The sequence below is a fragment of the Amycolatopsis thailandensis genome, from assembly GCF_042723255.1.
GTDB classification, from domain to species: Bacteria; Actinomycetota; Actinomycetes; order Mycobacteriales; family Pseudonocardiaceae; genus Amycolatopsis; species Amycolatopsis thailandensis.
Genome location: NZ_JBHXJK010000269.1, coordinates 1 through 2,271, shown reverse-complemented (window position 1 = coordinate 2,271; position 2,271 = coordinate 1). Strand labels below are relative to the sequence as shown.

Here is a 2,271-nt window from a genome sequence, read left to right as displayed (position 1 = left end):
CCCACCACCGAATCCCCTTCCTTGCTTGGTCTGGGGTGTGGGTTTTTTTTTATACCCGTCCTTACCCGTGGGTCGTTTATTCCCCCCTTTACTACCTTCAGGGTAGGCAAGGAGGCCTTCACGGACCGGACTCGCCACCCGCCGCAGCTCATACCTCGGCTCGGCGCGGTCTGGCGGGTCGGCGGTGATGCGAAAGCCACTTTCGCAACGGTGAAGGTTGCGAAAGTGGCTTTCACAACACCTCCCGACACCACCCACGCACAGGTCGGTCCAGGTGGTCGTGAGTGGCGTTCCGGGTTAGAGCGGACCGGCGTTTACCTACCCTCGGCTGCCAGGGCGCGACGATGTAGGAATTGGGACGTTGAACGTCCCAATTCCTACATCGTCACCCGGGACGCCCAGTCTTGGACCGGCTTCACTCGACCGCCGATCACCCCAGTGGACAGGTAAATACGGGTCCGCCAGAACCCGAAACGCCACTCACGACCCGCTCACGCGACTTAGCCGGAACCCTGACCCTGAAAGTAGGGAAGGAGGCCTTCACGGACCGGACTCGCGACCCGCCGCAGCCAGGACCCAGCGGAGTACCCAAGACATGGTTTGCTCCACCGTCCTCATCACTCACGACCGTCGCCGCACACGTAAGTCACATTCCACGTCACTCGCGGGTGTCGTATGATCGAGTCATCGGGGTAGAAACGTGCTGAGCACGCGCATACACGAGATCAAATGATCCGTCACTCCTTCACCTCGAAGGAGTCGACCTTTGCGTTCCCCCGTTCAGAGCCGTTCCCTGAAGGACGCGTGGCCCGCCCTGGCCGGGCTCTCGGCCGTGTTCCTGTTCGAGATGCTCGACAACTCGATCCTCAACGTCGCGTTGCCGACCATCGGCCGCGAACTCGCCGCCTCGACGACCACCCTGCAATGGGTGACCGGGGCGTATTCCGTCGTGTTCGGCGGGCTGATGCTGGCCTTCGGCGCGCTGGCCGACCGGGTGGGCAGGCGCAAGGTCATGCTCATCGGACTCGTGCTCCTCGCCGTGGCGAGCCTGGCCACGGCGTTCGTCACCGTCGCGTGGCAGCTGATCGCCGTCCGGGCGGTCATGGGCGTCGCGGCGGCGATGACGACACCGGGGTCGCTCGCCCTCGCGTTCCGCCTGTTCGACGAGGACGTGCTGCGCGTCCGCGCGACCACCCTCATCTCGACCGTGGGCCTGGTCGGGCTGGCCCTCGGCCCCACCGCCGGCGGACTCGCGCTGGCCGTCGCGCCGTGGCAGGCACTGCTGCTGGTGAACGTGCCGGTCGCCGCGCTCGCGTTCCTCGGCATCCGGACCGGCATCCCCGCCGACGATCCCGCCGAGCTGCACCGCGATCCGATCGACGTCGCGGGTGCCGTGCTGGGAACCGCGACGATCGTCCTCGCGCTGCTGGCTCCCACGCTCTTCGTCGAAGAAGGCGGCGCGTCAGGTCTGCCGTGGGCTGTCACCGCGGCCGCGCTCGTCGTCGGAACCGGCTTCGTCCTTCGTCAGAAGACCGCCCGGCATCCCTTGCTGGACCTGAAGCTCGTCGCCCGCCCTCTGGTGTCCAGCGGTCTGGCGTTCAAGGCTTCGGCCGGGCTGGCGACCGCCGGGCTCGGCTACCTCGTGACCCTGCACCTGCAGTTCGGTCTCGGCTGGGCCCCCGCCGAAGCGGCACTCGGAATGCTGCCCCAGATCGTCGTCCTGATCGCCGGTGGCGCGCTCATCACCCCGCTGATCACCCGCGTCGGCCTCGCGAAGGCCGCCTGGCTCAGTGCCGCCGCGGTCGTGTGCGGGCTGGCCGTCTACACCGCGTTCGGCGGGCTCGGCTACGTCTGGATCGCCGTCGCTCTCGCCCTCGTCGCGGTGGGCATGCGCGTGGTCGGTGTCGTAGCGGGCACCAACGTGATGCGCGGCCTGCCCGAGAACCGGACCACCATCGGGGCGGCGCTGGTCGACACCGCCAGCGAGGTCACGACCGGGATCGGCATCGCGCTCAGCGGCACCATCCTGGCGCTGGTCTTCCCCGGCGCGCTGACGGCGGCTCTGGGATCGGCCGACTTCCTCGCAGCGACCACCTACGCCGGGCTCGCGCTCACCGTGCTGTCCGCGGCACTCGTCGGCTTCGGCATCCTCCGCGGCCGCCGTCCCGAATAGACACGGGTGTCCTGTCGCGTGTCAAGTCCGTGAAGGCCTCCTTGAGAGACTCTGGGTCTCTCAAGGAGGCCTTGACGGACCGGCGCTCAGCAGGGGCG

1 protein-coding gene is annotated in these 2,271 nt (G+C 67.8%); it reads left to right on the top strand.

Going from position 1 to position 2,271, the window contains the following annotated elements; translation table 11 throughout:
• The first annotated feature begins 766 nt into the window (after nt 1-766).
• Nucleotides 767-2,173 (top strand): MFS transporter, encoded by a 1,407-nt coding sequence (locus tag ACFWMR_RS42595; RefSeq protein ID WP_378382495.1) that lies wholly within the window; start codon nt 767-769, stop codon nt 2,171-2,173.
• Nucleotides 2,174-2,271: the final 98 nt, after the last annotated feature.